The sequence below is a fragment of the Pseudomonas alkylphenolica genome (assembly GCF_004025535.1).
Classification (GTDB): Bacteria; Pseudomonadota; Gammaproteobacteria; order Pseudomonadales; family Pseudomonadaceae; genus Aquipseudomonas; species Aquipseudomonas alkylphenolica_A.
Genome location: NZ_QJRG01000034.1, coordinates 445,482 through 468,017, shown reverse-complemented (window position 1 = coordinate 468,017; position 22,536 = coordinate 445,482). Strand labels below are relative to the sequence as shown.

Here is a 22,536-nt window from a genome sequence, read left to right as displayed (position 1 = left end):
TCGTCGAAATGGGAAACTGCCGCAGAGGTCGCAACCACCGTTAGCCTGGAGTCCAGTACATGCATCCGCGCATTCTTGAGGTCACCCAACGGCTGATCGCACGCAGCCGTCCCACCCGCGAGCGCTATTTGCAGTTGATTCGCGGGGCGGCCAGTGACGGGCCGATGCGGGCCAAGCTGCAATGCGCCAACTTTGCTCATGGCGTGGCCGGTTGTGGCAGCCAGGACAAGAACACCCTGCGGATGATGAACGCCGCCAACGTCGCCATCGTCTCCGCCTACAACGACATGCTCTCGGCGCACCAGCCTTACGAGCACTACCCCGAACAAATCAAGCAGGCCCTGCGCGAGATTGGCTCGGTAGGCCAATTTGCCGGCGGCGTGCCAGCGATGTGTGACGGTGTCACCCAGGGTGAGCCGGGCATGGAGCTGGGCATCGCCAGTCGCGAAGTGATCGCCATGTCCACCGCCATTGCCTTGTCGCACAACATGTTCGACGCCGCATTGATGCTGGGTATCTGCGACAAGATCGTCCCGGGCCTGTTGATGGGCGCGCTGCGGTTCGGTCATCTGCCGACCATTTTCGTGCCGGGCGGGCCGATGCCTTCGGGGATTTCCAACAAGCAGAAGGCTGATGTGCGCCAGCGCTATGCCGAGGGCAAGGCCAGCCGCGAAGAGCTGCTGGAGTCGGAGATGAAGTCCTACCACAGCCCCGGCACCTGTACCTTCTATGGCACCGCCAACACCAACCAGTTGCTGATGGAAGTGATGGGCCTGCACCTGCCGGGCGCTTCGTTCGTCAACCCGTACACCCCGCTGCGCGATGCCCTGACCATCGAAGCGGCGCAGCAGGTTACGCGCATGACCAAGGCCAGCGGTGACTTCATGCCGCTGGGCGAGATTGTCGACGAGAAATCGTTGATCAACTCGATTGTCGCGCTGCATGCCACCGGTGGCTCGACCAACCACACCTTGCACATGCCGGCGATTGCCCAGGCTGCCGGTATCCAGCTGACCTGGCAGGACATGGCCGAGCTGTCCGAGGTGGTGCCGACCCTGTCGCACGTCTACCCGAACGGCAAAGCCGATATCAACCACTTCCAGGCTGCCGGCGGCATGGCCTTCCTGATTCGCGAACTGCTCGATGCCGGGCTGCTGCATGAGGACGTGAACACCGTGGCCGGGCCTGGCCTGCGTCGCTACACTCAGGAGCCCTTCCTTGAGGACGGCAAGCTGGTCTGGCGCGAAGGGCCGCAAGCGAGCCTGGATGAAGCGATCCTGCGCCCGGTGGCCCGGGCGTTTTCACCTGAGGGCGGCTTGCGGGTGATGGAAGGCAACCTCGGTCGCGGGGTCATGAAAGTCTCGGCCGTCGCTCCCGAACATCAGGTGGTCGAAGCCCCGGCGCGGGTGTTCCATGACCAGCAGGCGCTGGCCGATGCCTTCCAGGCCGGTGAGCTGGAGTGTGATTTCGTTGCCGTGATGCGCTTCCAGGGGCCGCGCTGCAATGGCATGCCGGAGCTGCACAAGATGACGCCGTTTCTGGGCGTGCTGCAGGACCGTGGCTTCAAGGTCGCACTGGTCACTGACGGGCGCATGTCCGGCGCGTCGGGGAAGATCCCTGCCGCCATTCACGTGTGCCCGGAAGCCTTCGATGGCGGGCCGCTGGCGCGTGTGCGCGATGGCGATATCGTGCGGGTCGACGGCGTGGCCGGTACCCTGAGCGTGAAGCTCGATGCTGCGGAACTGGCCGATCGTGAGATCCCGCCGGCACCGACCGGCAATGACCTGGGCTGTGGCCGCGAACTGTTCGGTTTCATGCGCATGGCCCTGAGCCCGGCAGAGCAGGGCGCCAGTGCCTTTACCTCGGCGCTGGAGACACTCAAGTGAAGCGCGCCCTGGTCGGTGATATCGGCGGTACCAATGCCCGCTTTGCGCTCTGGGAAAACGACCGCATGCACGCTGTGCAGGTCTTCTCCACCGCCGATTACACCAGCCCCGAGCAAGCCATCGGCGCCTACCTTGCCGGGCAAGGGCTGGCCAAGGGTGACCTGGGGGCGGTGTGCCTGGCGGTGGCCGGTCCGGTCAGCGGTGATGAATTTCGCTTTACCAACAATCACTGGCGGCTCAGTCGCCGGGCATTCTGCGAGACCCTGCAGGTCGAACAACTGCTGTTGATCAACGACTTTACCGCCATGGCCCTGGGCATGACCCGTTTGCAGGACGGTGAGTACCGCACGGTGTGCGAGGGGCGCGCCGAACCGGGGCGCCCGGCCGTGGTGATCGGTCCGGGTACCGGTCTCGGTGTGGGTACCTTGCTGGGCCTGGCCGATGGCCGCTGGATTGCTTTGCCGGGTGAAGGTGGGCATGTCGACCTGCCGGTAGGCAATGCCCGTGAGGCGCAGATCCGTCAGCACATCGAAAACGAGATTGGCCACGTCAGTGCCGAAACGGTGCTCAGTGGCGGCGGCCTGTTGCGTTTGTACCAGGCCATCTGTGCGCTGGAAGGGCAACCGCCGGTGCTGCAAACCCCGGCGGCCATCACCGATGCGGCATTGGCCGGCGAGCCGTTGGCCCTGATGGTCATCGAGCAGTTCTGTCGCTTTCTGGGGCGGGTGGCGGGCAACAACGTGCTGACCCTGGGTGGGCGCGGTGGTGTCTACATCGTCGGCGGCATCATTCCGCGGTTTGCCGAGCTGTTTCTGCGCAGCGGTTTTGCCGACAGCTTTGCCCAGAAGGGCTGCATGAGCGGCTATTTCAACGATGTGCCGGTGTGGCTGGTGACGGCCGAATTTTCCGGTTTGCTGGGGGCGGGCGTCGCCTTGCAACAGACGCTGAACTAAGGTGAACAGCGGGCGTTTCGACCCGCGTCGACAAGGATGAGCTGTAGTGAGTACTGCCGGTAGATCGATCCTGATGGTCGACGACGATCAGGACATCCGTGAGCTGTTGCAAACCTACCTGAGCCGCGCCGGTTTCAGTGTGCAGGCCGCCGCCGATGGTCAGGGCTTTCGCCAGGCGCTGGACAGCAGTGACTGCGATCTGGTGATCCTCGATGTGATGCTGCCCGATGAAGACGGCTTCAGCTTGTGTCGCTGGGTGCGTCAGCATCCGCGCCTGGCCCGGGTACCGATCATCATGCTGACCGCCAGTTCCGACGAGGCCGACCGCGTGATTGGCCTGGAACTGGGGGCGGACGATTACCTCGGCAAGCCCTTCAGCCCTCGCGAACTCCAGGCGCGAATCAAGGCCTTGCTGCGTCGCGCCGGTTTCGTCCACGAGCGCAACGGCGGCGATGTGCTGGCGTTCGATGACTGGCGGCTCGATACCGTCAGCCACCGCCTGTTTCACCGTGATGGTGAAGAGGTCATTCTGTCAGGCGCCGACTTCGCCTTGCTCAAACTGTTCCTCGATCACCCGCAACAGATCCTCGACCGCGACACCATCGGCAACGCCACTCGCGGGCGCGAGCCCATGCCGCTGGACCGCATCGTCGATATGGCGGTCAGCCGCTTGCGTCAGCGCTTGCGCGATACTGAAAAGCCGCCCCGGCTGATACGTACCGTGCGTGGCAGCGGTTACCTGTTGGCGGCCAGCGTTGCGCCTGCGCACTGAGGCCGGCAGGCGGTTACCGCTGCCGCGCTCGTTGCTCGGGCGCATGCTGCTGTTGACCTTGCTGGTGGTGTTGCTGGCCCAGGGGTTGTCGAGCCTGATCTGGCTCTCACAGCTGCGTGCCAGCCAGCTCGAAGGCCTGGTGGCCAGCGCACGCAGCCTGGCGCATTCGATGAGCGCCAGCGTCAGCTACTTTCGCTCCCTGCCGTTGGCCTACCGGCCGATGGTGCTCGATCAGTTGCGCAGCATGGGGGGGACACGCTTTGTCGTGTCGCTCAACGACAAGCCGCTGCAGATGCAGGCCATGCCGAACACGCCACGCAAACAGGCGGTGATCGCGGCGGTGGACGACGTGCTGCGCCAGCGCCTGGGTGCGCAGATGGACATCAGTGTCGAGTTCGTCAGCCCGCAGGACCTGAGGATTTTCAACAGCGGTTTGAAGCTCGATGAGCTACCCCGTTCCTGGGCGCACTACGCCTTGACGCTGGAACCGGTCAACCCGCCGGTGCTGGTTACCCAGATCCGCCTGGGCGAGGAAGAATGGCTGTACATCGCCTCGCTGATGCCCGAGCCCTACACCAGTCTCGAGGATGAAGGGCTGCCGCGTCAGCAGGTGTGGTTCATCGGCCTGACCAGCTTCTTCCTGTTGCTGTTCATCGGTTTGCTCGTACATTGGCAGAGCCGACCGCTCAAGCGCCTGGCCCGCGCGGCGCGGGAGATGTCACTGGGCGCCGACGTGCCGCCGGTGGCGGAGGGTGGCGGCAGCGAAGTGGTCGAGGTCGGGCGGGCGTTCAACGCCATGCGTGAGCGCATCAGCCGCTACCTGACCGAGCGCAGCCAGTTGTTCAGTGCCATTTCCCATGACTTGCGCACGCCGATCACCCGCTTGCGCCTGCGCGTAGAGCTGCTTGAAGACGAACAGCAGCAGGCCAAGTTCAGCCGCGATCTGGACGAGCTGGAGATGCTGGTCAAAGGCGCCTTGCAGTGCGTCAAGGACACCGACATCCACGAAAACATCGAACCGATCGACCTCAATCAGGCCCTTGATTGCCTGATCGAACCCTACCTCGCCAGTGGCCGGGTGACCCTGCAGGGCAGGGCGCTGGCGCCGTACCCGGGCAAGCCGCTGGCACTGCGCCGGTGCATGGGCAACCTGATCGACAATGCCTTGAAGTACGGCGAGCGCGCGCACCTGCGCGTGCTCGACAGCGAGTCGGGCTTTGTGCTGCAGGTTGATGACGAAGGGCCGGGTGTGCCCGAGCAGCGCCAGGAGCAGGTGTTCGAGCCGCACTTTCGCCTGGCCGGGCAGCAGCAGGGGTACGGCCTGGGGTTGGGGATTGCCCGCAATATCGCTCACAGCCATGGCGGCGAAGTAAGTTTGCGCAACCTGCGCCAAGGCGGCCTGCGGGTGACCTTGAGCCTGCCGCGCAGCAACGACTGAGCGAATGTCACGGCTTGGTGACATTTGCGCATCCCTTCGTTACTTCCGCCGGCCGAGGCGCTGGTTAGACTCCGATGCAAGCGCAAGCACCACGACTTGCACCTGCATAACAACAAGAAAAGGTTACTTTTGATGAATGCGATCAATCGCCTCGCCGCTGTCATTTCTCTCGCCTCCTTGTTGCCCCTGAGCGCCCTTGCTGCCGATCCCGGCACCGTTGAAGTCCTGCACTGGTGGACCTCCGGTGGCGAAGCCAAGGCCGTGGAAACCCTCAAGCAGCAGGTCACCAAAGACGGTTTCATCTGGAAAGACAACGCCGTGGCCGGTGGCGGTGGCGCTGCGGCCATGACCGTGCTCAAGACCCGCGCGATTTCCGGCAACCCGCCAGCGGCGGCGCAAATCAAGGGGCCGGATATTCAGGAGTGGGGCGCGCTGGGCCTGCTTACCGAACTGGATGAGGTGGCTGCGGCCAACCAGTGGGACAAGCTGCTACCGGCGAAAGTCGCCGAGATCATGAAGTATGACGGTCATTACGTGGCAGTGCCGGTGAACATTCACCGGGTCAACTGGCTGTGGATCAACCCGCAGGTGTTCGAGAAAGCCGGCGCCAAGGTCCCGACCACCCTCGATGAGCTGTTTGCCGCAGCCGACAAGCTCAAGGCGGCGGGCTTCATCCCGCTGGCCCACGGCGGGCAGCCGTGGCAGGACAGCACCGTGTTCGAAGACCTGGCGCTGAGCATTCTCGGCCCCAAGGGCTATCACGCCGCCTTTGTCGATCTGGATGAGAAGACCCTCACCGGCGAGCAGATGGTGGCCGTGTTCAAGACTTTGCAGCGCCTTGGTACCTACATGGACCCCAACCGTGCCGGGCGTGACTGGAACATCGCCGCCGCCGAGGTCATCAATGGCAAGGCGGGCATGCAGATCATGGGCGACTGGGCCAAGAGCGAATGGACCGCAGCTGGCAAGGTCGCGGGCAAGGACTACCAGTGCGTGGCCTTCCCGGGTACCCAGGGCAGCTTTGCTTACAACATCGACTCGCTGGCGATGTTCAAGCTCAAGAACGACAACGACATCAAGGCCCAGAATGACCTCGCCAAGGTCGCCCTGGAGCCCGAGTTCCAGACTGTGTTCAACCAGAACAAGGGCTCGCTGCCAGTGCGCCAGGACATGGACATGAGCCAGTTCGATGCCTGCACGCAGAAATCGGCCGTGGACTTCAAGGAGGCCGAGAAGGGTGATGGCCTGCAGCCGAGCATGGCCCACAACATGGCCACGACCCTGGCGGTGCAGGGCGCGATCTTCGATGTCGTGACCAACTTCCTCAATGACCCGAAAGCGGACCCCGCTCAGGCGGTCAAACAGCTGAACTCGGCGATCAAGTCAGCCAAGTAATCCTGCAATCCACTGTAGGAGCTGGCTTGCCAGCGATGCGGTGCACAGCACCGCCCTCCAACCGAGACCAAACCGATGAGCACTGTTGCCACAATCAACAAGGCCTCGCCGTTCGACGCCTTGCAGCGCTGGCTACCGAAACTGGTGCTGGCGCCGAGCATGCTGATTGTCCTGGTGGGCTTTTACGGCTACATCCTCTGGACCTTCGTCCTGTCGTTCACCAACTCCAGCTTCATGCCCAGCTACAAATGGGTGGGCCTGGCGCAATACGCCCGGCTGATGGAAAACGATCGCTGGTGGGTCGCGAGTAAAAACCTGCTGGTGTTTGGTGGGATGTTCATCGCCATCAGCCTGGTGATCGGTGTGTTGCTGGCGGTGCTGCTGGACCAGCGCATCCGCCGCGAAGGGGTTATTCGCACCGTCTACCTGTACCCCATGGCGCTGTCGATGATCGTCACCGGTACCGCCTGGAAGTGGTTGCTCAACCCGGGCCTGGGCCTGGACAAAATGCTCCGCGACTGGGGCTGGGAAGGCTTTCGCCTGGACTGGCTGGTCGACCCGGACCGGGTCGTGTACTGCCTGGTGATCGCCGCCGTGTGGCAGGCATCGGGCTTTGTCATGGCGCTGTTTCTGGCCGGTTTGCGCAGCGTTGACCAGTCGATCATTCGCGCGGCCCAGGTCGATGGTGCGAGCCTGCCGAGTATCTACCTGCGCATCGTGCTGCCCAGCCTGCGCCCGGTGTTCTTCAGTGCGTTGATGATCCTCGCACACATCGCCATCAAGAGTTTCGACCTGGTGGCGGCCATGACCGCAGGTGGGCCGGGCTATGCCTCCGACCTGCCGGCCATGTTCATGTACTCCTTCACCTTCAGCCGTGGGCAAATGGGCATGGGCTCGGCCAGTGCCATCCTGATGCTGGGGGCGATCCTGTCGATTCTGGTGCCCTACCTGTATTCGGAACTGAGGAACAAGCGCCATGACTAGATCCCTGGCTCCCCGCGCTTTCAGCTTCAGCCGATTGGCGATCTACTCGACCCTGTTGCTGGCTTGCGCGCTGTACCTGATTCCGTTGATCGTGATGCTGCTGACCAGCTTCAAATCACCGGAGGACATTCGTACCGGCAACTTGCTGAGCTGGCCGGCCGTAATCACCGGCATCGGCTGGATCAAGGCCTGGGACACCGTAGGCGGCTACTTCTGGAACTCGGTGAAAATCACCGTGCCAGCAGTGGTGATCTCCACCCTGCTGGGTGCCCTCAACGGCTATGTCCTGTCGATGTGGCGCTTTCGCGGCTCGCAGCTGTTCTTCGGGTTGTTGCTGTTTGGCTGCTTTCTGCCGTTCCAGACCGTGCTGCTGCCTGCGTCGTTCACTCTCGGCAAGCTCGGCCTGGCCAGTACCACCAGCGGCCTGGTGCTGGTGCATATCGTCTACGGCCTGGCCTTCACCACGCTGTTCTTTCGCAACTACTACTGCAGCGTGCCCGACGCCCTGGTGCGGGCGGCACGCCTGGATGGCGCGGGGTTTTTCACCATCTTCGGACGCATTCTGCTGCCGATGTCAGTACCGATCATCATGGTCTGCCTGATCTGGCAGTTCACCCAGATCTGGAACGACTTTCTCTTTGGTGTGGTGTTCGCCAGTGGCGATGCGCAACCGATCACCGTGGCCCTCAATAACCTGGTCAACACCAGTACCGGGGTCAAGGAATACAACGTCGACATGGCGGCGGCGATGATCGCCGGGTTACCGACCCTGTTGGTCTATGTGCTGGCTGGCAAGTATTTCCTGCGCGGGCTCACGGCCGGCGCGGTCAAGGGGTAAAACAACATGGCAACGCTTGAACTGCGCAACGTCAACAAGACCTACGGCAACGGTTTGCCGGACACCTTGAAGCACATCGACCTGTCGATCGAGTCCGGCGAGTTCCTGATTCTGGTCGGGCCCTCGGGTTGCGGAAAGTCGACCTTGATGAACTGCATCGCCGGCCTGGAGCAGATCACTGGCGGGGCGATCCTGGTGGACGATGCCGACATCAGCGGCATGAGCCCCAAGGACCGTGACATTGCCATGGTCTTTCAGTCCTATGCGCTGTACCCGACCATGAACGTGCGCGACAACATCGCCTTCGGTTTGAAGATGCGCAAGATGCCGGCGGCCGCCATCGACGAGGAAGTGGCGCGGGTGGCCAAGCTACTGCAGATCGAGCACCTGCTGACGCGCAAGCCCGGTCAGCTCTCCGGCGGCCAGCAGCAGCGTGTGGCCATGGGCCGGGCGTTGGCGCGGCGGCCGAAGATCTACCTGTTCGACGAGCCGCTGTCCAACCTCGACGCCAAGCTGCGGGTGGAGATGCGCACGGAAATCAAACTGATGCACCAGCGCCTGAAAACCACCACGGTGTATGTCACTCACGACCAGATCGAGGCAATGACCCTGGGCGACAAGGTGGCGGTCATGAAAGATGGCTTGATCCAGCAGTTCGGTACCCCGCAGCAGATCTACAACGATCCGGCCAACCTGTTTGTCGCCAGTTTTATCGGCTCGCCACCGATGAACTTCATCCCTGTGCGCCTGCAGTGCAAAGAGGGGCGATTGCTGGCGGTACTCGACAGCGGGCAGGCCCGATGCGAACTACCGTTGGGCATCAGTGATGCCGGGCTTGAAACACGTGAGCTGATTCTCGGCATACGCCCCGAGCAGATCAGCCTGGCGCCGGCAGTCGCCAACGGTTTGCCCGGTATTCAGGCCGACGTGCAGATCACCGAGCCCACTGGTCCGGACTTGCTGGTGTTCGTCACCCTCAACCAGACCAAGGTCTGCTGTCGGTTGGCGCCGGATGTGCCGACCCGGGTCGGTGACACCCTCAATCTGCAGTTCGACCCGGCGCGGGTATTGCTGTTCGATGCTGCCAGCGGTGAACGCCTGGGGGTCAACGTTACGCCACGGCAAATCGGTGCAGATAACGTGGCGCAATTCAAAGGTCGCTGAATCCGTTCTACGTCGTACAAGCCCATCAAGAACAATAAAATGAGGAAACAAAGGATGGATCACTTCAAACGCATCAAGCCACTGGCGCCGCTGACCTTGCTGGCGGCGCTCGGGGTCAGCTGCGCTGCACAGGCTGCCGATGCCTTTGCCCCGGAGTCGCAATGGATGACCGGCGACTGGGGCGGTACCCGTACCGAACTGCTGGAGAAGGGTGTCGACATCAAAATCGACTACGTCGGTGAAGTCGGCGCAAACCTCAATGGAGGCTTCAACGATGACAAGACGGCACGCTACAGCGACCAGTTCGGCCTCGGGGCTGCGCTTGATCTGCAAAAGCTGCTGGGTTGGGACAATACCCAGGCCAAGATCCAACTGACCAACCGTAACGGCGAGAACATATCCAATGACCGCATCGGCGACCCACGTGCCGGCACCCTGAGCTCATCGCAGGAAGTCTATGGCCGGGGGCATATGGTGCGCCTGACCCAGTTATGGATTCAGCATCAGTTCTTCGACAACAAACTCGATATCAAAGCCGGCTACTTCGGCGAAGGCGAAGACTTCAACACCTTCCCGTGCGAGTTCCAGAACCTGGCGTTCTGTGGCTCCCAGGTGGGTAACTGGGCGACCAACATCTGGTACAACTGGCCCGTCAGCCAGGCGGCGATCCGCTTCAAGTACAACATCAATGATGAGCTCTATGCGCAAGTCGGGGCCTACAACCAGAACCCCTCTCAGCTGGAGCACGGCAACGGCTTCAAACTCAGCGGCAGTGGTACCGCCGGTACGGTTTTGCCGGTCGAGCTGGTCTGGTCACCGAAAATCAACAGCCTGCCGGGTGAATACCGTGTGGGTTACTACAAGAGCACGGCCGATGCCGACGATGTACGTGAGGACGACAACGGCCAGGATGCGGCGACCACAGGTAACAGCTATCGCGTGCATGACAGCAAGCATGGCTACTGGTTTGTCGCGCAACAGCAACTCACCCGCCATAACGGCGATGCCAGCCGTGGCCTGAACATCGCGGCAAACGCCACCTTTCATGACAAGGACACCAACTTCATCGACAACTACCAGTCGTTGATGTTTGTCTACAAAGGCCCGTTCGACGCGCGTCCGAAGGACGACATCGGCATCGGTTTTGCCCGTATCCATGTCAACGACGACGTGAAGAAAAATGCCGAGTTGCTCAATGCCACCAACGGTGTCAGCAATTACGAAGATCCGTTGTTCTCGCCGCTGCGCACCACCGAGTACAACTACGAGCTCAACTACGGCTTCCACGTCACCAACTGGCTGACTGTCCGTCCGAACCTGCAGTACATCACCCATCCGGGTGGGGTTGATGAAGTGGACAACGCGCTGGTCGCGGGTTTGAAGATTCAGTCGTCGTTCTGAGGCAATATGTTGTAAATTTACGCCATATTGCGGCCGGTCGCTGGCAAGCAGCTCCGTAGGAGCTGTTTTGCCAGCAATCAGGCACTCACTAACAACAAGAGTTTCCAGCCATGCCAGAGCACCCGCTACAACGTTTCTTCACTTCGCAGCGGCCCAGGCCGACCTTCGAGTGGGAGCGTTACCAACAGCGCGATGTGCTGATCATCGATCACCCGCAGTGCCAGGCCGTGTTCAGCCGCCAGGGCGCACAGTTGTTGCATTTTCAACCCAAAGGCGAACGCCCCTGGCTGTGGTGTGCGGCGCAGTGGCCGCAGGTCGGCGCCATTCGAGGCGGCGTTCCGGTGTGCTGGCCCTGGTATGGGCGTCATCCCAGCGAAGACATGTGGCCGGCGCATGGCTGGGCGCGTTTGCTTGACTGGAAGCTGATCGACAGCGATGAAGATGAGCACGGCGTGAGCCTGAAATGGCGTTTACAGCTGTGTGACTGGCAGGTGGACCTGTCGGCGCGCCTGGGCAGCAGCATGGAATTGCAGCTCAGCACCGAACACCAGGACAGCTTGCCTTGTCAGTTGAGTCATGCTCTGCTGGCTTACTGGCGTATTAGTGACGTTTCTGAGATAGCGCTATCTGGGCTAGAAAACATTGAGGGTTACGACCGTTTGAACCGTCAGGCCTGCCGCCAGAAAGGCGCGCTGAAGGTGCATGGCGGCTGTCAGCGGGTGTTTCCCGGGGCACCGACCGTGCAGTTGCATGATTCGGCCTGGCAGCGTGAGCTGAGCATCGATACCGGTGACAGTGAAGACACCGTGGTCTGGCACCCGGGCAGTCGGCCGTTGATGGGTGTCAGCAGCAGCGAAACATTGGGCTTCGTCTGCGTCGAGGCGGCCAGTGGCAGCAGTGACAGCCTGAGCCTGGCGCCGGGTGAGCAGGCACACCTGCGGTTGCAGGCGCAGATGCTCAGTTGAGTTCGTCGTCGACCGGGTAACGGCTGGCGTTGAGGCTTTCCTTGATCTTGCGCAGGTGCGGCTGGAAGTCCACGCCACGGCGCAGGGTCATGCCGGTGGCCAGTACATCGAGCACGGTCAGCTGGATGATTCGCGAAGTCATCGGCATATAAATGTCGGTGTCTTCCGGAAGCGGGATGTTCAGGCTCAGGCTGCTGGCTTTGGCCAGTGGCGAGTCGGCGGCGGTCAGGCCGAGTACCGAGGCGCCGTTTTCCCGGGCCAGGCGTGCCACCTCGACCAGTTCGCGGGTGCGCCCGGTGTAGGAGATGATCACGAACAGCTCGCCGGTGTGGGCGACCGACGCCAGCATGCGTTGCATGAGTACGTCGGCATGGGCCGAAACGGCCAGGTTGAAACGGAAAAACTTGTGCTGGGCATCCAGCGCCACCGGCGCGGAAGCACCGAGGCCGAAAAAGTGGATCTGCCGGGCCTGGATCAGCATGTCGACAGCACGGCTGATCAGTTGTGGATCGAGCTGCTGGCAGGCGCTGTCGAGCGAGGCAATGGCGCTGCCGAAGATCTTTTGCGTGTAGGACGCAGGATCGTCGTCGGCTTCGACTGCACGGCTGACATACGCAGCGCCGCTGGCCAGGCTTTGCGCCAGTTGCAGTTTGAGCTCCGGGTAGCCGCTGACGCCGAACGAGCGGCAGAAGCGGTTGACCGTCGGTTCACTGACCTTGGCCGCCTGGGCCAGGGCTGCAATGCTGAAACGGGTGGCTTGCTGGGGGTTGAGCAGGATGACTTCGGCGACTTTGCGCTCAGCCTTGTTCAGTTCTTCGAGGCGTCCCTGGATCTGCTCCAGGAGATTTCGCACGCGGTCCATGGGTAGGGTCCTTGGGTCGATGAGACAGCCCGCAGCCGACAGCGGCGGGCGTGTGACACGGTGGCCTATCGTACTGATGGCATGAATGGCACACCACTTGAATCTGTTTGTCAGACGTAATGTTGTTGTTTTTACTACATTACCCCTTGAAAACTCGGTTTGAAACCGGTATTTCTACGTCAACTTGATAAAAGAACCAACATCATGGCATCGATCAGCGTTGAACCTTGCACCTTTGCCCTGTTTGGCGCCCTTGGCGACCTGGCCTTGCGCAAGCTGTTTCCGGCGCTCTATCAGCTGGATCGCGCCGACCTGCTGCATGCCGATACCCGCGTGCTGGCCCTGGCGCGTGAGCCCGGCAGTGCCGAAGAGCATCTGGCGTCGATTGAAGCGAGCCTGCAGGCGTTCGTGCCGTCCGGACAGGTCGAGGCCCTGGTGTTGCAGCGCTTTCTGGCGCGCTTGCGCTATGTGCACGTGGACTTTCTAAAGGCCGAGGACTATGCGTTGCTGGCCGGGCAGGTCGATCTCAACAGCCAGCTGATCGCTTACTTCGCCACGCCTGCGGCAGTGTACGGCGGCATCTGCGAGAACCTTGACAAGGTCGGCCTTGCTGCGCGGACCCGGGTCGTGCTGGAGAAGCCCATCGGTCATGACCTGGAGTCTTCACGTCGGGTTAACGATGCGGTAGCGCAGTACTTTCCGGAAAATCGCGTGTATCGCATCGATCACTACCTGGGCAAGGAAACCGTACAGAACCTGATCGCCTTGCGCTTTGCCAACAGCCTGTTCGAAACCCAGTGGAACCAGAATTCGATCTCCCACGTTGAAATCACCGTGGCCGAAAAGGTCGGGATCGAGGGGCGCTGGGGCTATTTCGACAAGGCCGGGCAGTTGCGCGACATGATTCAGAACCACCTGTTGCAGCTGCTTTGCCTGATTGCCATGGACCCGCCCAGCGACCTGTCGGCCGACAGCATCCGCGACGAGAAGGTCAAGGTGCTCAAAGCCCTGGCGCCGATCACCGGCGAAAGCCTGAGCACCTGTGTGGTGCGTGGCCAGTACATCGCCGGCTACAGCGAAGGCACGTCGGTGCCCGGTTATCTGGAAGAGGACAACGCCAACGCGCAGAGCGATACCGAAACCTTTGTGGCTCTGCGCGCCGATATCCGCAACTGGCGCTGGGCCGGGGTGCCGTTCTACCTGCGTACCGGCAAGCGCATGCCGCAAAAGCTGTCGCAGATTGTCATCCACTTCAAGGAAACCCCGCACTACATCTTCGCCCCGGAACAGCGTTTGCAGATCGGTAACAAGCTGATCATTCGCCTGCAGCCGGACGAAGGCATCTCGTTGCGGGTGATGACCAAGGAGCAGGGCCTGGACAAAGGCATGCAACTGCGCAGCGGCCCGTTGCAGCTGAATTTTTCCGACACCTGGCGCAGTGCACGGATCCCGGATGCCTACGAGCGTTTGTTGCTGGAAGTGATGCGCGGCAATCAGAACCTGTTTGTGCGCAAAGACGAAATTGAATACGCGTGGAAGTGGTGCGACCAGTTGATCGCCGGCTGGAAGAAAAGCGGCGATATGCCCAAGCCCTACGCGGCGGGTTCCTGGGGGCCGATGAGCTCGATTGCACTGATTACCCGTGATGGGAGGTCTTGGTATGGCGATATCTGAATTGCAACTGCCAGCGAATGTGACGGCACACGCCTTTGATTCTGCGCCGCAGCTGGCGACCGGGCTGGCTAACGATGTTGCCCGGCGACTGGAGGCGGTCATCGCCAGTAAAGGCGAGGCGACTCTGGTGGTGTCTGGCGGTCGCAGCCCGGTGGCATTCTTTGAAGCCCTGGCCAGGCAGCCTTTGGCGTGGTCGAAGGTGCTGGTGACCTTGGCTGATGAGCGCTGGGTGCCGGTCGAGCATGCCGACAGCAATGCCGGGCTGCTCAAGCGTCATCTGTTGACCGGTAACGCGGCCAAGGCGCGCTTCCTGAATCTTTATCGCAGTGCGGCCAACCTGGAGGCGGCCGCACTGGACGCCGATCAGGCCCTGGCTGAACTGCCGGGCATTGATGCACTGGTGTTGGGTATGGGCGATGACGGTCACACGGCGTCGCTGTTCCCCAATAGCCCTGACCTTAAGGAAGGGCTCAACCCGCTTGGCACCCGGCGCTGCCTGCCGATGCTGGCGCCGACGGTGCCCCATCAGCGCCTGAGCATGACCCGCGCCTTGCTGGCAACCGCCGGCTTTACTGCCTTGTCTGTGCAAGGCCCGGGCAAACTCGCTACCCTGCGCGCCGCGCTGGCAGGTGCTGACCTTGCTGAAATGCCGATTCGCGCCTTTTTACACGACCCTCTGGATATTTACTGGTGCCCATGAGCCAAGGATCCGCTGTTATGACCACCCATGAACTGAAGCAGCCGGGAGTTTCCATGGCCGATAAAATTGCCCGGATCGACCAGATCTGCACCCAGGCGCGCATTCTGCCGGTGATCACCATCGCTCGCGAAGCAGACATCCTGCCGCTGGCCGATGCCTTGGCTGCCGGTGGCATCAGGACGCTGGAAGTGACGCTGCGCTCGGAGCATGGCCTGAAAGCCATCCAGGTGCTGCGTGAACAGCGGCCGGAGCTGTGCGTAGGCGCCGGTACGGTCCTTGATCGCAAAATGTTTGCGGCCGTAGAAGCTGCGGGGGCGCAGTTTGTGGTCACCCCGGGTATCACCGAGGACATCCTCAAGGCCGGCGTGGAAAGCGATGTGCCGTTGCTGCCAGGCATCAGCACACCGTCGGAACTGATGATGGGCTATGCCTTGGGCTATCGCCGCTTCAAGCTGTTCCCGGCGGAAATCAGCGGCGGGGTAGCGGCCATCAAGGCCTTCGCCGGCCCGTTTGGCGACGTGCGCTTTTGCCCGACCGGCGGAGTCAACCCGGGCAACGTGCGCAATTACATGGCACTGGCCAATGTGATGTGCGTGGGCGGCACCTGGATGCTGGACAGTGGCTGGATCAAGAATGGCGAGTGGGCAAAGATCGAAGCCTGCAGTGCCGAGGCGCTGGCCTTGCTGGACTGAAACTGAATTTGTTGTGTGCTTTACGGCTTATGGGGCGCTTGGTCAGCGCCCCTTTTTTTTGCCTGTTTGAAATGTTGACCTGCGTAGAAGTCGGATACGCGGTGAAGTGGCAGTACCAAGGAAAGTGCTCCGGCTGCGTACGCGTGATCAGGGTTGTTAGTTTCTCGACTGCGATGGGCAAACAGAGAAACCAGACATGGACAGTCCAGAAGTATTCAAAGGGTCCTACAGTATTGAAAAATACTTGTTTGGATCGAGCGAGCCCAAACCGGGTTGCTGGGTAAAAGGGCAGACAGTAGTCGGCAACATGACTATCGCTGGGCGTGTTGTGAAATGTTTTACCCGACCTATATACGCCTACCTTGTTTATTGTGGAGCGGCGAAGGGCAGTAGTAACGATGTCTACATTCAGCGTCAGGCATTCAGTACCGGGTTTAGTACTCACTTCTTATCGGACCTGGCGATGCCATTTGCATTTCCCCCTGCTGTCGAGCGCGTCAATGGGCTCTCGCAAATAGTCAGTGGTGTGCCAGCAACGACGTTATGGGCGGCGCCAGGTCAGATATTCGAAGATATTTACCTGGACGGAGTCGAGCCCTACGCGGTGTATCAGGTGCACATGGCTTATGTGCATCGGCCGCTGGCTGATTCGCTCAAAATGGTCAAGGCCGATCCGGGGATCGCAAGCGTATTTTGCGAGGCGGGTGGTCAATCCGTCCTTGTCTCTTCTGTCGCACTGGTTAGAGGCTTCGCAATACAGGCCAGGCATGCTGTTGACCCGCTGGAATGGGGCACGATAAAGACGCGGGTGCTGGATGGCGTTGCAAAAGAAACGTGGCAGTTCGATGAAACAGCAAGCCAATCAAGCAGTCATTGTTACTGACGCACACTCAAGGAAGATGGAGGCGTTCTCTATGAGTTATATCGATAAGAAAATGGTCAGGGAAATTGGTTACTTTCCTCATCAGAAAGGTAACTATAAAATTGAAAATTACCTATTTGGCACCTCGGGTGAAGAGGTTAAACCTGGTTGTTGGGTGTTGGGTAGCACCGTATGTGGTGATATGAGAATCGGACATCAAAACTGGATGACTTTCAGCGTGCCGGTGTTTGCCTATCTTGATCATCTGGTCACGGTTCGGGTGCCAACCAAAGTAAAGCACACTCAGGAACTTGCCGTCACCAAGGGCTACAGCAGTTCTTTCTCAACTACGGTAGAAACCGAAATAAGCCTAGGTGCCGGCTTTGTTACTGCAAGCTCAGCCAGCCTTAAACTCTCGGTCAGCCAAACCGAAGGTGTGCATGGCTCCACGACGCGAACCCGCAAGATGGAGATGGAAGGGCCTGGTGTGTTCAATATCTACCAGATGCACATTGTTTACGCCCACTGCGCAACGTCGGCGGGCAAGTATGCGGATTTCTTCAAGTACAGCAAAGTGCGGGAAATAGATGGCAGGGAACACCTGTTTTTTCTGACGTCAATTGCATCCGATACCATCGTGCCGGTAGCTTCTGGAAACTCCTGCGCACCGCTGGGGTGGGAGGAAATTCAGCAGGCGGTGTTGATGGACGGGTATGACGTTGAGCAGAACTCCGGTCGCTGGCTGTTAAGTTTCAGTGCGATTAACAAGCCTGGTGCGCGTTACTGATTACAGAAAAGCCCGCCCCGTTCAGGGGCGGGCTTTTTTTCAGGCCGCTTTTGCTGCCTGCTGGCTCAAGGAACGGTTCAGTGCACTGAACAGTGCCTTGAAGCTGGCGGTGGTGATGTTCTCATCGATGCCTACGCCGTGCACGGGACGACCGCCGGCCACACGCAGTTCGATGTAGGCAGCCGCTTTGGCGTTGGTGCCGGCACCAATGGCGTGTTCGTTATAGTCCATGATCTCGACGGCCACTGGCAAACCGGCCACCAGGGCTTCGAGGGCACCATTGCCCTTGCCGCGCCAGTGCAGGGTGGTTTCACCTTCGCTGGACACTTCGACTTCAACCTTGCTGTTACCGTTTTCTTCCTGCAGGCGATGGCTGACCAGCGCGTACGGGGAGTTGGCTTGCAAGTATTCACGGTGCAGCAGGTTGTAGATCTGCTGGGCAGTCATTTCCAGGCCCAGGCGATCGGTTTCACCCTGGACGACCTGGCTGAACTCGATCTGCATGCGACGTGGCAGGCTGATGCCGTATTCCTGCTCGAGCAGGTAGGTGATGCCGCCTTTGCCCGACTGGCTGTTGACGCGGATCACCGCCTCGTAGCTGCGGCCGATGTCGGCCGGGTCGATCGGCAAGTACGGCACTTCCCACTTGGCGTCGTCTTTCTGTTGGGTGAAGCCTTTGCGGATGGCATCCTGGTGCGAGCCGGAAAATGCGGTGTGGACCAGGTCGCCAACATACGGATGGCGTGGGTGCACCGGGATCTGGTTGCATTCTTCAACGACTTTGCGCACGCCGTCGATGTCGGAGAAGTCCAGCTGCGGATCCAGGCCCTGGGTATAGAGGTTCAAAGCCAGGGTTACCAGGTCGACGTTGCCGGTACGCTCGCCGTTGCCGAACAGGCAGCCTTCGACACGGTCGGCACCGGCCATCAGGCCCAGCTCGGTGGCGGCAACGCCGGTGCCACGGTCGTTGTGGGTGTGCAGGCTGATGATCACGCTGTCACGACGGTTGACGTTGCGCCCGAACCATTCGATCTGATCGGCATAGATGTTTGGCGTCGAGACTTCAACGGTGGCCGGCAGGTTGAGGATGACTTTGTGCTCAGGCGTCGGGTTCCACACCTCGATTACTGCGTCACACACCTCTTTGGCGAACTCCAGTTCTGTGGCGCTGAAGGTCTCTGGCGAGTACTGGAAGGTCCACTGGGTTTCCGGCTGCTGGGCGGCATATTTGACGAACAGCTTGGCCGCGTTCACCGCGATGTCTTTCACGCCTTGCTTGTCCTGATTGAAGACGATGCGGCGGAACGACGGGCTGGTGGCGTTGTACAGGTGGACAATGGCCTTTTTCGCACCACGCAGCGATTCGAACGTGCGGGCGATGAGATCTTCACGGGCCTGGGTCAGCACCTGGATGGTGGTGTCATCCGGAATGTGGCCGTCTTCGATCAGGGTGCGGACGAAGTCGAAATCGGTCTGCGAAGCCGACGGAAACGATGCTTCGATTTCTTTCACGCCAACGCTGACGAGGGTTTTCCAGAAACGCAGTTTTTTCGCCGCGTCCATCGGCTCGATCAGCGACTGGTTACCATCGCGCAGGTCGGAGCTGCACCAGATCGGGGTCTGGGTGATGGTCTTCGATGGCCAGGTGCGGTCAGGCAAGTTGACCGTAGGGAAGGCGCTGTATTTTTTCGAAGGGTCTTTGAGCATGGTCATGAAAGCAATCCTTGAGTGTGCGGCCTGGAAAAGGGCCTGCCGTACGAAAACGAGATGAAAAGGCGAGGCGACGCGATTCAGCTTGGTAGTCGTGCACTGACCAGGCAGAGGCTGCGATGTTGACGAAGCAGAATGAGGGTGTGAAAGGTCTTCATGGCTTCAACCCTAACCAGTGGGGTTAAAGATGGCAAGCCTTGATGGAAAATTGATAGGAATGCTTAAAAAGTGAAAATTGTCGAGATTTTATAGCGGCTCGCAAATAAAAAGACCGCGCCAGTTGCGCGGTCTTTTTGATTGGCGCAAGCCAGGGCTCAGGGCTGGAATGCCCCGATGAAAATTGCCGGATCAACCCGGGCGTCATTGAGGCTGATATTCCAGTGCATGTGCGGGCCGGTGGCACGACCGGTCGAACCGACCCGGCCGACCACCGCGCCACGGCTGAGTTGCTGGCCCGGTTTCACGTCGATCTTCGACATGTGGCAGAACATGCTGATGAAGCCCTGACCATGGTCGACGAAGACGGTGTTGCCGTTGAAGAAGTAGTTGCCGACCAGAATCACTTTGCCGTTGGCCGGTGTCTTGATCGGTGTCCCGGCAGGCACGGCGAAATCCAGCCCGGCATGCGGGTTGCGTTCTTCGCCATTGAAGAAGCGACGTACGCCGAACTTGCTCGACAGCGGGCCGTTGACCGGTTTGTCGAGGATCAGGTTGCTCGGCAGGGTGGGGCTGAAGCTGCGGTAGGCCTTGATCTGTTCGGCAAGCTCGGCATCGATGCGTTTGAGGTCGGCCGGGTCGGGGTTGACCTGGCGCTTGTTTTTCAACGTGATGCGTTGCTCAGGGTACTTCTTGCTGCCGACGGTGAAGGTCAGCGTGCGAGTACCCTGGGTGAGCTGTGCCTGGCCGGGCTTCTGCGTCAGCGGCAAACCGACAATGGCCAGCCAGTTGTCCTGCTCCCTGACCACCAGTACCGGCTTGCCGTCAAAACGCGCACTGGGGGCCTGGGCCGCCGGGCCGAGGTCGACGACTGCGACGCCACCGGGGACGGGCTTGTTCAACTGACGGGTGATGTAGCTGGCCTGGGCACTGCTGGCAAACGCCAGGCACAGCAGCAATAGCGGGGTAAGCAGACGGGGCATGGTTCAGTCCAGTAGTGAAAGCGTGACCGGGGTCAGGTGGTTGTCTTCGACCCGTACGAGCAATTCGCCCTCACCCAGGCGCGCGCTCAGGCGCTGCCCGTTGTGGGTCTGGGCTGCGCTACGGATCGCCTGGCCGCGCTCGTCGAGGAGGATGCTGTAGCCACGGCCGAGCGTGGCCAGTGGGCTGACCACATGAAGGGTTTGTACCTGGGCCTGAAGACGCTGGCGGCGGTCCTTGAGCGTTTCGCGCATGGCCCGTGGCAGGCGTTCGGCGAGGCTGTCCAGGCGCTGCTTGAGCAGGGCCAGGGTACGGCCGGGGTGTTGCGCTGCCAGACGCGTGTCTAGGCGCGCGAGGCGTTCGCGGCGCTGGTTCAGGCGCTGCTCGAAGGCCCGGCGCAGGCGCATGTCCAGGTCGTCCAGGCGCTGCGCCTGCTGGCGCAGGCGTTCACCTGGGTGGCGCAGGCGTCGGGTCAGGCTGTCTAGGCGCAGGCGGTCGTGTGTCAGGCGGCTCTGGATGCGCAACAGCAAACGCCGTTTGAGGCTTTCGATGCGCCGCTGCAGGTCGCTGCTGTCCGGGGCCAGCAGCTCGGCAGCGGCCGAAGGTGTGGGGGCACGCACATCGGCGACAAAGTCACTGATCGAGACATCGGTTTCGTGCCCGACGGCGCTGACGATGGGCGTCACGCAGGCGGCGATGGCGCGCGCCACGGCCTCTTCGTTGAAGCACCAGAGGTCTTCCAGCGAGCCGCCGCCGCGGGCCAGGATCAGCGCGTCGAAGCCGCGGCTGTCGGCGAGTTGCAGGGCGCGAACGATCTGGTTGATTGCCTCGCGGCCCTGCACGGCGGTGGGGATCAGCGTCAGTTCGACCTGCGGTGCGCGGCGGCCGAATACGCTGATGATGTCGCGGATGACCGCGCCGGTGGGCGAGCTGACGATGCCGATGCGTTGCGGGTGCGAGGGCAGGGCCACCTTGCGCTCGGCGCTGAACAGGCCTTCGGCGCCGAGCTTTTCCTTCAGGGCCTCGAAGGCCAGGCGCAGGGCGCCGTCGCCAGCCGGTTCAACGGTGTCGAGAATCAGTTGATAGTCGCCGCGGCCCTCGAACAGCGAGACCTTGCCGCGTACCTTGACCGCCAGGCCATCGCGCAGGGCCTGGCGAACGCGGGTGGCGTTCTGCCGGAACAGTGCACAGCGCACCTGGGCGCCGCTGTCCTTGAGGGTGAAGTAAATGTGGCCGGAAGCCGGGCGGGCGAGGTTGGAAATTTCGCCTTCCACCCAGACGTTGCGGAACACGTCTTCAAGCAGCACTCGGGCGCGGCCGTTGAGCTGGCTGACGGTGAGGACTTCGCGGTCCAGGCCGAGTCTTTCGAAGGGGTCTTTGATCATGGGCTGCATCATAAAGGATTGTGGCGATGGGGGTCACTGGCTCGGCCCGCACATGTGCGCGATGAACTGCTGTACCAGTGGCCCGGCATCGCGACGATAGGCAATAGCCACGGTACTGCTGCAGCCTTCGTCCGTCAGGGCGACGAACCGCAGTGACGGCGGTGCGATCTCCTGCATGCACTGCGGCAGTAAGGCCACGCCGAACCCTGCCTGGATCAACTGCAACTGCGTGGTCTTGCGCGACACGACTCGCGCAGCGTTCGGGAAGAACCCTGCCGCCATGCACAGCTCCGCGGACAGGTAGCTCAAACCGCCACGCTGGCGATGGGGGATGGAAATGAACCGCTCGTCACGCAGTTGCGCCAGGCCAACACGGGTTTCCCCTGCCAGTGGATGATCGCCGGCTACTGCCAGCAGCAGCGATTCTTCGAACAGCGGCACAACGTTCAACCCTTCATGCTGGCGCAGCACTGGCAGACGCAGCAGGCCGACATCCAGGCGATCGTCGGCAAGTTCTACAAGCTGCGCCTCGGAAGATTGCTGGGCAATCTCCATGGCCACGCCCGGGTGGTCGTGCAGATAGCCACTGAGCCGGCTTAGCAACTGCCCGGTCAGCGGCACCGTGCTCGAATGGTTCAAGCGCAGGCTGCCCTGCACGCCATGGCCGACATCCCGGGCCAGGCGCTGGGCTTTTTCCAGGTCGACCAGCAGCGTGCGGGCCCTCGGCAGGAACGCCAGGCCCGCCGCAGTGAGGCGCGGCTGGCGGGCCGTGCGTTCGAACAGCTGGGTATCGAGCTGCGACTCCAGCTCCTTGATCTGGCGACTCAGGGCCGACTGGGCAATGAACAGGCGCTCGGCGGCGGCGCTGAAGCTGCCGCTTTCGGCAATTTCAACGAAGTAGTGCAACTGGCGGGTAGAAATCATGGTTGAT

20 protein-coding genes are annotated in these 22,536 nt (G+C 61.2%); 15 read left to right on the top strand and 5 right to left on the bottom strand.

Annotated features, from left to right (window positions below; genetic code table 11):
• Window positions 1-59 precede the first annotated feature (59 nt).
• The 10 genes from edd (at window position 60) to DM813_RS06185 (ending at window position 11,796) form a co-directional block, all read left to right on the top strand.
• A complete protein-coding gene (gene edd / locus DM813_RS06230) occupies window positions 60-1,886 on the top strand; it encodes a phosphogluconate dehydratase (protein WP_128322542.1) in 1,827 nt (608 codons plus the stop codon).
• Window positions 1,883-2,839, top strand: coding sequence for a glucokinase (locus DM813_RS06225; RefSeq protein WP_128322541.1), 957 nt, complete (start codon window positions 1,883-1,885; stop codon window positions 2,837-2,839). Before edd ends, DM813_RS06225 begins: the two co-directional genes overlap by 4 nt.
• A 46-nt stretch (window positions 2,840-2,885) precedes the next feature.
• Entirely contained in the window at window positions 2,886-3,611 is a 726-nt protein-coding gene (locus tag DM813_RS06220) for a response regulator (RefSeq protein ID WP_128322540.1), read from the top strand.
• A 19-nt stretch (window positions 3,612-3,630) separates the two neighbouring features.
• Complete coding sequence (locus tag DM813_RS06215; protein ID WP_206617367.1) at window positions 3,631-5,049, top strand: ATP-binding protein; 1,419 nt, start codon at window positions 3,631-3,633, stop codon at window positions 5,047-5,049.
• Between the two features lie 132 nt (window positions 5,050-5,181).
• Window positions 5,182-6,444 (top strand): ABC transporter substrate-binding protein, encoded by a 1,263-nt coding sequence (locus tag DM813_RS06210; protein WP_128322539.1) that lies wholly within the window; start codon window positions 5,182-5,184, stop codon window positions 6,442-6,444.
• A gap of 75 nt (window positions 6,445-6,519) precedes the next feature.
• Entirely contained in the window at window positions 6,520-7,428 is a 909-nt protein-coding gene (locus DM813_RS06205) for a carbohydrate ABC transporter permease (protein ID WP_128322538.1), read from the top strand.
• Window positions 7,421-8,266, top strand: coding sequence for a carbohydrate ABC transporter permease (locus tag DM813_RS06200; protein ID WP_128322537.1), 846 nt, complete (start codon window positions 7,421-7,423; stop codon window positions 8,264-8,266). The genes DM813_RS06205 and DM813_RS06200 overlap by 8 nt, the downstream gene beginning before the upstream one ends.
• A gap of 6 nt (window positions 8,267-8,272) precedes the next feature.
• Window positions 8,273-9,430: an ABC transporter ATP-binding protein gene (locus DM813_RS06195; RefSeq protein ID WP_128322536.1), complete on the top strand. Its 1,158-nt coding sequence runs from the start codon at window positions 8,273-8,275 to the stop codon at window positions 9,428-9,430.
• Between the two features lie 54 nt (window positions 9,431-9,484).
• Window positions 9,485-10,831 carry a carbohydrate porin gene (locus DM813_RS06190; protein WP_431311915.1) on the top strand — a complete coding sequence of 449 codons (1,347 nt, stop codon included), beginning with the start codon at window positions 9,485-9,487 and terminating at the stop codon, window positions 10,829-10,831.
• A gap of 110 nt (window positions 10,832-10,941) precedes the next feature.
• Window positions 10,942-11,796: a D-hexose-6-phosphate mutarotase gene (locus DM813_RS06185; RefSeq protein ID WP_128322534.1), complete on the top strand. Its 855-nt coding sequence runs from the start codon at window positions 10,942-10,944 to the stop codon at window positions 11,794-11,796.
• Here the strand turns inward: DM813_RS06185 and hexR are convergent.
• Window positions 11,789-12,649, bottom strand: a complete 861-nt coding sequence (hexR, locus tag DM813_RS06180) for a DNA-binding transcriptional regulator HexR (RefSeq protein WP_206617366.1) — start codon at window positions 12,647-12,649, stop codon at window positions 11,789-11,791. The genes DM813_RS06185 and hexR overlap by 8 nt on opposite strands.
• Before the next feature lie 213 nt (window positions 12,650-12,862).
• On the opposite strand from hexR, the gene zwf reads away from it, so the two are divergent.
• The 5 genes from zwf (at window position 12,863) to DM813_RS06155 (ending at window position 17,373) form a co-directional block, all read left to right on the top strand.
• Entirely contained in the window at window positions 12,863-14,332 is a 1,470-nt protein-coding gene (gene zwf, locus DM813_RS06175; RefSeq protein WP_128322532.1) for a glucose-6-phosphate dehydrogenase, read from the top strand.
• Window positions 14,319-15,032 carry a 6-phosphogluconolactonase gene (gene pgl / locus DM813_RS06170; protein WP_128322531.1) on the top strand — a complete coding sequence of 238 codons (714 nt, stop codon included), beginning with the start codon at window positions 14,319-14,321 and terminating at the stop codon, window positions 15,030-15,032. Before zwf ends, pgl begins: the two co-directional genes overlap by 14 nt.
• 17 nt (window positions 15,033-15,049) lie before the next feature.
• Window positions 15,050-15,724 carry a bifunctional 4-hydroxy-2-oxoglutarate aldolase/2-dehydro-3-deoxy-phosphogluconate aldolase gene (locus tag DM813_RS06165; RefSeq protein ID WP_128322530.1) on the top strand — a complete coding sequence of 225 codons (675 nt, stop codon included), beginning with the start codon at window positions 15,050-15,052 and terminating at the stop codon, window positions 15,722-15,724.
• Window positions 15,725-15,920: 196 nt separating this feature from the next.
• Window positions 15,921-16,607 (top strand): monalysin family beta-barrel pore-forming toxin, encoded by a 687-nt coding sequence (locus DM813_RS06160; RefSeq protein ID WP_128322529.1) that lies wholly within the window; start codon window positions 15,921-15,923, stop codon window positions 16,605-16,607.
• A 31-nt stretch (window positions 16,608-16,638) separates the two neighbouring features.
• Window positions 16,639-17,373, top strand: a complete 735-nt coding sequence (locus DM813_RS06155) for a monalysin family beta-barrel pore-forming toxin (RefSeq protein ID WP_128322528.1) — start codon at window positions 16,639-16,641, stop codon at window positions 17,371-17,373.
• Between the two features lie 39 nt (window positions 17,374-17,412).
• On the opposite strand, the gene leuA is transcribed toward DM813_RS06155, so the two are convergent.
• The 4 genes from leuA to DM813_RS06135 form a co-directional block, all read right to left on the bottom strand.
• The gene (leuA, locus tag DM813_RS06150) at window positions 17,413-19,086 is read right to left on the bottom strand and encodes a 2-isopropylmalate synthase (protein ID WP_128322527.1); all 1,674 of its coding nucleotides are present in this window, start codon (window positions 19,084-19,086) and stop codon (window positions 17,413-17,415) included.
• A 311-nt stretch (window positions 19,087-19,397) separates the two neighbouring features.
• A complete protein-coding gene (locus DM813_RS06145; RefSeq protein ID WP_128322526.1) occupies window positions 19,398-20,222 on the bottom strand; it encodes a peptidoglycan DD-metalloendopeptidase family protein in 825 nt (274 codons plus the stop codon).
• Between the two features lie 3 nt (window positions 20,223-20,225).
• Window positions 20,226-21,605 carry an exodeoxyribonuclease VII large subunit gene (gene xseA, locus DM813_RS06140; protein WP_128322525.1) on the bottom strand — a complete coding sequence of 460 codons (1,380 nt, stop codon included), beginning with the start codon at window positions 21,603-21,605 and terminating at the stop codon, window positions 20,226-20,228.
• 33 nt (window positions 21,606-21,638) lie between these two features.
• Entirely contained in the window at window positions 21,639-22,529 is an 891-nt protein-coding gene (locus DM813_RS06135) for a LysR family transcriptional regulator (protein WP_128322524.1), read from the bottom strand.
• Between the last annotated feature and the right edge of the window lie 7 nt (window positions 22,530-22,536).

Bases quoted from the DNA above. Each gene is read 5' to 3' on its own strand.
- zwf (WP_128322532.1), top strand. From the start codon at position 12,863: ATGGCATCGATCAGCGTTGAACCTTGCACCTTTGCCCTGTTTGGCGCC.
- edd (WP_128322542.1), top strand. From the start codon at position 60: ATGCATCCGCGCATTCTTGAGGTCACCCAACGGCTGATCGCACGCAGC.
- DM813_RS06155 (WP_128322528.1), top strand. From the start codon at position 16,639: ATGAGTTATATCGATAAGAAAATGGTCAGGGAAATTGGTTACTTTCCT.
- DM813_RS06190 (WP_431311915.1), top strand. From the start codon at position 9,485: ATGGATCACTTCAAACGCATCAAGCCACTGGCGCCGCTGACCTTGCTG.
- DM813_RS06185 (WP_128322534.1), top strand. From the start codon at position 10,942: ATGCCAGAGCACCCGCTACAACGTTTCTTCACTTCGCAGCGGCCCAGG.
- DM813_RS06160 (WP_128322529.1), top strand. From the start codon at position 15,921: ATGGACAGTCCAGAAGTATTCAAAGGGTCCTACAGTATTGAAAAATAC.
- DM813_RS06210 (WP_128322539.1), top strand. From the start codon at position 5,182: ATGAATGCGATCAATCGCCTCGCCGCTGTCATTTCTCTCGCCTCCTTG.
- DM813_RS06165 (WP_128322530.1), top strand. From the start codon at position 15,050: ATGACCACCCATGAACTGAAGCAGCCGGGAGTTTCCATGGCCGATAAA.
- DM813_RS06195 (WP_128322536.1), top strand. From the start codon at position 8,273: ATGGCAACGCTTGAACTGCGCAACGTCAACAAGACCTACGGCAACGGT.
- DM813_RS06205 (WP_128322538.1), top strand. From the start codon at position 6,520: ATGAGCACTGTTGCCACAATCAACAAGGCCTCGCCGTTCGACGCCTTG.
- xseA (WP_128322525.1), bottom strand. From the start codon at position 21,605: ATGATCAAAGACCCCTTCGAAAGACTCGGCCTGGACCGCGAAGTCCTC.
- DM813_RS06145 (WP_128322526.1), bottom strand. From the start codon at position 20,222: ATGCCCCGTCTGCTTACCCCGCTATTGCTGCTGTGCCTGGCGTTTGCC.
- leuA (WP_128322527.1), bottom strand. From the start codon at position 19,086: ATGACCATGCTCAAAGACCCTTCGAAAAAATACAGCGCCTTCCCTACG.
- DM813_RS06135 (WP_128322524.1), bottom strand. From the start codon at position 22,529: ATGATTTCTACCCGCCAGTTGCACTACTTCGTTGAAATTGCCGAAAGC.
- DM813_RS06200 (WP_128322537.1), top strand. From the start codon at position 7,421: ATGACTAGATCCCTGGCTCCCCGCGCTTTCAGCTTCAGCCGATTGGCG.
- pgl (WP_128322531.1), top strand. From the start codon at position 14,319: ATGGCGATATCTGAATTGCAACTGCCAGCGAATGTGACGGCACACGCC.